This is a genomic window from Nocardiopsis chromatogenes YIM 90109 (assembly GCF_000341185.1).
Lineage (GTDB): Bacteria > Actinomycetota > Actinomycetes > Streptosporangiales > Streptosporangiaceae > Nocardiopsis_A > Nocardiopsis_A chromatogenes.
Genome location: NZ_ANBH01000196.1, coordinates 17869 through 25470, shown reverse-complemented (window position 1 = coordinate 25470; position 7602 = coordinate 17869). Strand labels below are relative to the sequence as shown.

The following is a 7602-nucleotide window of genomic DNA, read 5'->3' as shown; positions in this document are numbered from 1 at the left end:
GAGGGCGGCGCCCCCCGCCGTGGCCGCGACCGCGGCGGCGCGCTCGCGCCCGCCCAGCCCGGGGGCGGCCAGCAGCCCGGCGCAGGCGCCGACGGCGACGGCCGGGCCCTCGACGAGGGTGACGGGCTCACCGCGGAAGTTGGTGCGCGTCCACATGTCGCGGACGTGCTCGGGCAGGCGGAACAGGTCGCCGCCGGGCGAACGCGCGGGCCTGCGGCCGGGAAGCGCGTAGGCGGCACGGGCGGCCGCCGCGGACACTCCGGCGGCGACGGCGGCGGAGGCGAGGCGCCTGAACGCTCCTGGGCCCGGCGCGGCCTCCGCGTGCGGGCACGCGGTCCCTGCCGGGGCCTTTCGTGTGAAGAGGGGCATGGGGGCTCGCTTTCACTCCTGTTCCGTATGTACGGGACCGGTACTGCGGGCCGGGGTCACCACCGTCCCGGCCGCTGGAGCATCTGAGGGATCCGGAGCATCCGAAGCGTCGGGAGCCCTCCACGGCCCACCCCCGCGGCTCGTCCGCCGACCAGGCCGCACAGCGGCCGTGGCCGTCTCCGGCGGACGGCGCGATGCCGTGCGTTGGCGGGTGGGCCCGGCCGGTGGGGCAGAGGGGGCACAGGACCCGACGCACGACGTGGTACCCGCGTTACCCGGGCCACGTCCGCTGAAGTGGTGCCGTATCCGACCGGCCAGGCCGACCGGTTCGTTACGGCTCCGGACCGGGTACGGCGCACCTTCGGAGCCCTGACCGGCGACCCGCTCTTCGGCGGGCCGCCAAAGCCCGCCGCCGCGGACGCCCACGCGCTCCCACGGCCGCGCAACCCGTGGCGATCACGTCCGCTGAAGCCGTGTGGTCTCCGTCCGCCCAGGCCATCTCGGTCGTTGCGGCTTCGGTCCGGGCCTTGTCCCGCTTTCGGAGTCCTGACCGGTACGCCGCCCGCCGACGGGCGGCCGGTGGCCGCGCGCCGACGGCGGACCACAGCCGCCGGGCGTCCCCCCGCTCTGGCGGACGGCGTCCCGGTGTGCGCGCACCTGTCCATGGGGGCGCGCCTACCCGGCCTGGGGGGTGCGTCGGTCAGAGGTCTTCTCCGTCCGCTCGCCCGTCTCGTCGGAATCGCGGGCCGGGGGCGGAGGGTCGGGCAGGAACCCGTCGACCTCCTCCCCGGTGCCGTAGTGGCCCGGGTCGTCCTCCAGCGCCTCGGCCAGTGCCAGCACCGCCGCCACGTCACCGGAGGTGCGCCCGGCCGCGTCCGCCGTGGCGCTCGGCGCCCCGTCGCGGCGCGCCCGCGCGATCAGCCCGCCCGGACCGGCCGACGAGCCGTCCCCGGCCAGCAGCACCGGGCCGTCCTCACCGACCGCCGCGACCAGCGGCAGCACCGCGTCGTTGCCGGGGGGCTCGGCCTCCTCCCCCTCGGGCGAGGGCGAGGCGCCCGTCGGGAACGGGGCGGCGGGCGCGACCACCAGCACCGCGTCCGCGGCGTCCGCGGGCTCGCCCTCCACCGTCAGCAGCCCCGCCTCGGCGAACCCGGCCAGCACCGCATCCCCGTCGATGGCGCCGCCACCGTCCTCCTCCGAGCCCTCGCCGGAGTCGCCGCGCTCGTCCTCCGGCACGGCCCCGACCGCCTCGGCCAGCCGCGCCGCCGCCCGCTCGTAGGGCCCACCCGCGCCGCCCGCGCCGTCGGCCCCCTCCGCGAGCTGGTCGGCCAGCTCCCCGACGAAGGTGGCCTGGTCCGGGTCGATGTACTTGTCGGTCAGTGCCAGGTGCCCCTCGACGGTGCCCCCGGCCTGCTCCACACGGGACTGCAGGCCCGTGCGGACCTCCTCGTCGGCGCCGGGCGCCGACACCACGACCACACCCGCCCCGTCCAGCCGCCGGTCCAGCATGTCCTCGGCGAAGACGGCGGCCATTTCGTCGCCCCCCGCGTTGAGCGCCTCGGCCCGCTCCTTCTCCGCGCGCAGCGTCTCGCTCTGGTCCCGCAGCTCGGAGGTCTCGGACTTGAGGGTGTTGAGCAGGGGGTCCTGCAGCATCGTGGTGCCCAGCACCAGCCCCACGGTCAGGGCGAGGAAGACGGCGACGATGGACACCAGGTGGTATCGGAAGTCGATCACGAGAACAGCCCCGTCAGCCAGTAGAGGAAGGCGTCCCAGCGCGCCCCGGCGTTGGCCAGGAACACCTGGCCCACCGGGGAGCTCCAGGCCGCCACCAGGATGGTGAGCAGCGAGGCGGCCACCAGCGCCAGCAGGGACCACGGGGAGATCCGGCTGCGGTAGAGCCGGCTCACCCCCTTGGCGTCGACGAGCTTGCCGCCCACCCGCAGCCGTGTCAGGAAGGTGCTGGCCATGCCCGCGCGCCCCTTGTCGAGGAACTCCTCCAGGGTGGCGTGGGTGCCGACGGCCACGATGAGCTGGGCCCCGTAGTCGTCGGCGAGCAGCATCGCCACGTCCTCGCTGGTGCCCGTGGCGGGGAAGACCACCGCCTCGTACCCCAGGTCGGTCAGGCGCTTGAGCCCGGGGGCGCGCCCGTCCCGGTAGGCGTGCACGACCAGCTCGGCCCCGCACCCGAGCACCCGGTCCGAGACCGAGTCGAAGTCGCCGACGATCACGTCGGGCCGGTACCCGGCCTCCATCAGCGCGTCGGCGCCGCCGTCCACGCCGATCATCACCGGCCGGTACTCGCGGATGTAGGAGCGCAGGGCGGCGATGTCCTCGCGGTAGTGGTAGCCGCGCACGACGATGAGCACGTGGCGGCCCTCGATCGGGGTGGCGATGCGGGGCACGCCGACGCCGTCGAAGAGCAGCTCGCGCTCGCGCTTGAGGTACTCCATGGTGTTCGCGGCGAACGCTTCGAGCTGCACGGACAGCCCGGCGCGGGCCTCGTCCATGGCCGTGGCCACCGACTCGGCGTCCTGCACGACGCCTTGGGCGACCGTCTCGCCCCCGCGGGTCAGGCGCCCGTCCTCCAGGTGGAGCACCTCGCCCTCGCGCACCCGGGCGAAGACCTCCGGGTCGACCTCGTCGACCAGCGGGATGCCCGCCTGGACGATCATCTGCGGCCCCAGGTTGGGGTAGCGGCCGCTGATCCCGGTGGCGACGTTGAGCACCGCCGACACCCCGCACTCCACCAGCGCCTCGGCGCTGACCCGGTCCAGGTCGGTGTGGTCGATGACGGCGATATCGCCGGGGCGCAGGCGCTTGGTGAGGTTCTTGGTGCGGCGGTCCGCCCGGACCGGGGCGGTCACACCGGCGGAGCCGCCGTCCTTGGAGCGGCGGAACCGCGAGAATCGGGCGCCGAGCGCCGTCGGGACCTTCATTGCTCGCATACTGCCATGGGGGAGCGGGTGATCGTTATAACGGTGCGGTACACGGCGTGTTCACCCCGTGATCACTCCGCGGCGGCGGGCCGCCCTGCGTGCGGAAAGGCCGGATCCGACCGCCGTGGCCGGTGTGGGCCGCCGGACGTGCGGCGATGAGGCGGCCCCGCCACCGGCCCGCCCACCGGGAGGCGGACCACCGGAACACCGAGTGAAGAGGCGGCGACGAGGAAGTTCGGCACCCATTCTGGCGCCCCCAACGGACGGCAGACGTGTACGTGGTCCGGGGTCGGCTACCCGCGGCCTCAGGTCTCGGAGCGGGCCTTTTCGGCCATTGCCAAGAGTTCCTCGGCGTGGGCGCGGCCCAGTTCGGAGTCCTCCATGCCCGCCAGCATCCGGGACAGCTCCCGTGCCCGCGCCGCCGTGTCCAGGCGGGCCACGCCGCTCGCGGTGACGGTGCCCTCGCTCGACTTGCGGACCACCAGGTGGTTGTCGGCGAAGGCCGCCACCTGCGGCAGGTGCGTCACCACGATCACCTGCGCCCGCCGCGCCAACCGGGCCAGGCGGCGGCCGATCTCCACCGCGGCCTTGCCGCCCACGCCAGCGTCCACCTCGTCGAAGACGAACGTGGGTACCGGGTCCGCCCCCGCGAACACCACCTCGATGGCCAGCATCACCCGGGACAGCTCACCGCCCGAGGCGCCCTTGTTCAGCGGCAGCGCCGGCGACCCCGGGTGCGGGGCCATCAGCAGCTCGACCTCGTCGCGCCCGTTCGGCCCGAACTCCTCGCCCGGCTCGACCCGCACCTCCACCCGGGCGTGCGGCATCGCCAAGGCCGTCAGCTCCTCGGTCACCGCCGCGGCGAACCGCTCGGCGGCCTGCCGGCGCAGCCCGGTCAGCTCCGTCGCCAGCTCCTCCATCCGCCCGGCGAGCTCGGCCTCCTCGGCGCGCAGCTCCTCCAGCCGGTCGTCGTCGCCCTCCAGCTCGGTCAGGCGCTTGGCGGCGTCGCGCGCCCAGGCCAGCACGTCGTCGGCGGTCTCCCCGTACTTGCGGCACAACTGCCCCAGCAGCGCCCGCCGCTCCTGGACCACCGCCAGCCGCGCCGGGTCGGCCTCCACCGACTCGGCGTAGGAGGCCAGCTCGGTGGCGGCGTCGCCGAGCACGTAGGACACCTCGTCCAGCCGGTCGGCGACCGACGCCAGGTCGGCGTCGTGCTCGCGCACCGCCCCCAGCGCCTGGCGGGCGGCGGCCAGCAGTCCCACGACGTCGGCCTGCACCTCGGCGGCGGGGTCGCCGGTCAGCGCCTGGTTGGCGGTGGTGGCGGCGATGCGCAGCGAGTCGGCGTGGGCCAGCCGCGTCTCCTCGGCCAGCAGCTCGGCCTCCTCGCCCGGCAGCGGCTCGGCCGTGTTGATCTCCTCCAGGCCGAACCGGAGCATGTCGGCCTCCTGGACCCGCTCCCGCGCCCGCTCGGTGATCTCGGCCAGCTCGTCGGCGACCTCCCGGTGCCGCCGGTAGGCGGCCGAATAGGAGGCCAGGACGCGGGCCAGCTCCGGCCCGGCGTAGCGGTCCAGGGAGGAGCGCTGGCGGTCGGTGCGCAGCAGCCGCTGCTGGTCGGACTGGCCGTGCACGGCCACCAGGTCGTCGGCGAGGTAGGCCAGCAGGCTCACCGGCGCCGACCGGCCGCCCATGGTGGCGCGCGAGCGCCCTTCCGCCGACACCGTCCTGTTCAGGATGAGCACGCCCTCGTCCAGCTCACCGCCGCCTTCGGCGACGCGCTCGGCGACCCTGCCGTCCTCGGCGACCGCCAGGCGGCCCTCGACCACCGCCCGGTCGGCGCCCGGGCGCACCCGCTGCGGGTCGGCGCGGCCGCCGAACAGCAGCCCCAGTCCGGTCACCACCATGGTCTTGCCGGCCCCGGTCTCGCCGGTGACGGCGGTGAACCCCGGCGACAGTTCCAGCACGGCGTCGTCGATGACGCCGAGACCGCGGATGCGGACTTCTTCGAGCACCGAACCCTCTCCTGCTCCCGACTGCGTCGCGGCCGTCCGGCTCCGGCGGCTAGAGGTCGTCGCGCTCGGCGCGCCCCCGCCATCCGGCGACCGGCAGGGCGAACTTGGCCACCAACCGGTCGGTGAACGGCGCCCGCTGCAGGCGCGCCAGGCGCACCGGCGTGTCGGAGCGCGTGACCTCGATCCGCGCCCCGGCGGGCAATTCGACCATACGGCGTCCATCGCACCAGAGCACGCCCGCGGTGGTGTCCGGGACGATCTCGAACGCGACCACCGAGTCCGGCGAGACCACCACGGGCCGGGCGAACAGGGCGTGCGCGCTGATCGGAACCACCAGCAGCGCCTCCACTTCCGGCCACACGATGGGCCCGCCGGCGGAGAACGCGTGCGCGGTCGAGCCGGTCGGTGTGGCACACACCACACCGTCGCAGCCCCAGCGCGACAGCGGGCGGCCGTCGATCTCCAGGACCGTGTCCAGCATCCTCCTCGCGGTCGCCTTCTCCAGCGTGGCCTCGTTCAGCGCCCAGGTGCGCACCGGAGGGTCGCCCTTGGCGCGGCCGCCGTTGTAGACCGCCACGTCCAGGGTCATCCGCTCCTCCACCGCGTAGCGCCGCTCCACGACGCTGCGCACGGTGGCGTTCAGATCCTCCCGCTCGGCCTCGGCCAGGAACCCCACGTGGCCCAGGTTCACCCCGAGCAGCGGCGCCCCGGCCGGGCGGGCGATCTCGGCGGCCCGCAGCAGCGTGCCGTCGCCGCCGAGCACCAGCACCAGCTCGACGCCCTCGGCCGCCCCCGGCCCGCGCACCGCCTCCACCGGGTCGAGCTCGAACCCGGCCCGTTTGAGGTCGTCGACCTCCGAGGCGAGCATGCGCACGGTCAGCCCCGCCTCGGTGAGGCTGGCGTGCACCAGCCGGGTACTGCGCATGGCGGCCTTGCGGCCGGTGTGGGTCAACAGCAGCACGCTGCGCCCCGTCCCACCGGTGGTGGTCATGGACACCCCCTCCCTAGCTCGGCCCCTCGGCGATGGCGCGCTCCAATGCCTCCGCGCCCAGCGGCGGCGCCCCGGCCCGCAGCCAAAGGAAGTACTCGACGTTGCCGGAGGGTCCGGGCAGCGGGCTGGCCGCCACCCCCGGCACGCCCAGCCCCAGAGCCGCGGCGGCGTCGGCGACCTGCCGCACCGCCTCGGCGCGCAGCGCCGGTTCGCGCACGACACCCCCGGCGCCCACGCGGTCCCTGCCCACCTCGAACTGGGGCTTGACCATCAGCGCGAAGTCGGCCTCGGGGTCGGCGCAGCGCGCCAGCGGCGGCAGCACCAGGGCCAGCGAGATGAACGACAGGTCGCCCACCACCAGGGTGGGTCGGTCACCGTCGAGCATGTCCGGGGTGAGCTCGCGGACGTTGCACCGCTCCATCACCCGCACCCGCTCGTCCGACCGCAGCGACCAGGCGAGCTGGCCGTAGCCCACGTCCACGGCGATCACCTCGCGGGCGCCGCGGCGCAGCAGCACGTCGGTGAAGCCGCCGGTGGAGGCCCCGGCGTCCAGGCACAGCCGGTCCGCCGGGTCCAGGCCGAACGCCTCCAGCGCGCCCACGAGCTTGTGCGCGCCCCGGGAGACGAAGGAGGGGGCGTCGTCGGGGGCCTTGACCACGACCGCCTGGTCGGTGCCGATCTGGGTGGCCGCCTTGCCCGCGGGCACCCCGCCGACCAGGACGTGGCCCGCCTCGATGAGTTCGGCGGCGTGCCCGCGCGAGCGCGCGAGCCCGCGGCGGACCAGTTCGGCGTCGAGCCGAGTGCGTTTGGCCATGGTTGAAATCGCGCCCATCCGGAAGAAGTCTGCCTAAGGACGATACCGCCCCCGGATCCGCACGCGTGCCCGATCCGGAGGCGGGCCAGGGCAGGTCCGGCCCGGGAGGCCGGGCCGGTCCGGGGCGGTACCGGGATCAGTCCGTGCGGTCCAGACTGCCCAGCACGTCCGACAGTTCCTGGTGGAGGGCGTCGAAGACGGCCACGTGGTCGGCGGCGGGCAGGTCGTCCAACGACGCCAGCCGCTGCCGCACGCTGCGCAGGGTCTGCTCGGCGATCGCGGCGCCCTCTGAGGCGGGCTCCGACGCGCCGCCGGGGGCGTCCTCGGCTGCGGACACGGGTCAGTCGCCCTTCTTGGCCGTCGAGCCGCTCCTGGAGCGCGTGGTGGTGCGCTTCCCCGAGGACTTGCCGGTCGACTTGCCGCGCCCGGTGCCCTTCTTGTTGGCGGGGGTCTTGCGCTTGGCGGCCTCCTCCGCGGCCTTGT

General features: G+C 75.2%; 6 protein-coding genes and 1 pseudogene. All 7 read right to left on the bottom strand.

Annotation, left to right across the window (positions count from 1 at the left end):
- Positions 1-369 (bottom strand): annotated as a pseudogene (locus D476_RS0119060) (hypothetical protein); the annotation flags it as partial.
- A gap of 675 nt (positions 370-1044) precedes the next feature.
- Positions 1045-2103, bottom strand: a complete 1059-nt coding sequence (locus D476_RS0119055) for a copper transporter (RefSeq protein ID WP_017625528.1) — start codon at positions 2101-2103, stop codon at positions 1045-1047.
- Positions 2100-3305, bottom strand: coding sequence for a putative cytokinetic ring protein SteA (gene steA / locus D476_RS0119050; RefSeq protein ID WP_017625527.1), 1206 nt, complete (start codon positions 3303-3305; stop codon positions 2100-2102). Before steA ends, D476_RS0119055 begins: the two co-directional genes overlap by 4 nt.
- 305 nt (positions 3306-3610) lie before the next feature.
- Entirely contained in the window at positions 3611-5314 is a 1704-nt protein-coding gene (gene recN / locus D476_RS0119045; protein WP_017625526.1) for a DNA repair protein RecN, read from the bottom strand.
- A gap of 49 nt (positions 5315-5363) precedes the next feature.
- Positions 5364-6305, bottom strand: coding sequence for an NAD kinase (locus tag D476_RS0119040; protein WP_017625525.1), 942 nt, complete (start codon positions 6303-6305; stop codon positions 5364-5366).
- A 13-nt stretch (positions 6306-6318) separates the two neighbouring features.
- Entirely contained in the window at positions 6319-7119 is an 801-nt protein-coding gene (locus D476_RS0119035; protein ID WP_017625524.1) for a TlyA family RNA methyltransferase, read from the bottom strand.
- Positions 7120-7255: 136 nt separating this feature from the next.
- Entirely contained in the window at positions 7256-7456 is a 201-nt protein-coding gene (locus tag D476_RS0119030; RefSeq protein WP_017625523.1) for a hypothetical protein, read from the bottom strand.
- Positions 7457-7602: the final 146 nt, after the last annotated feature.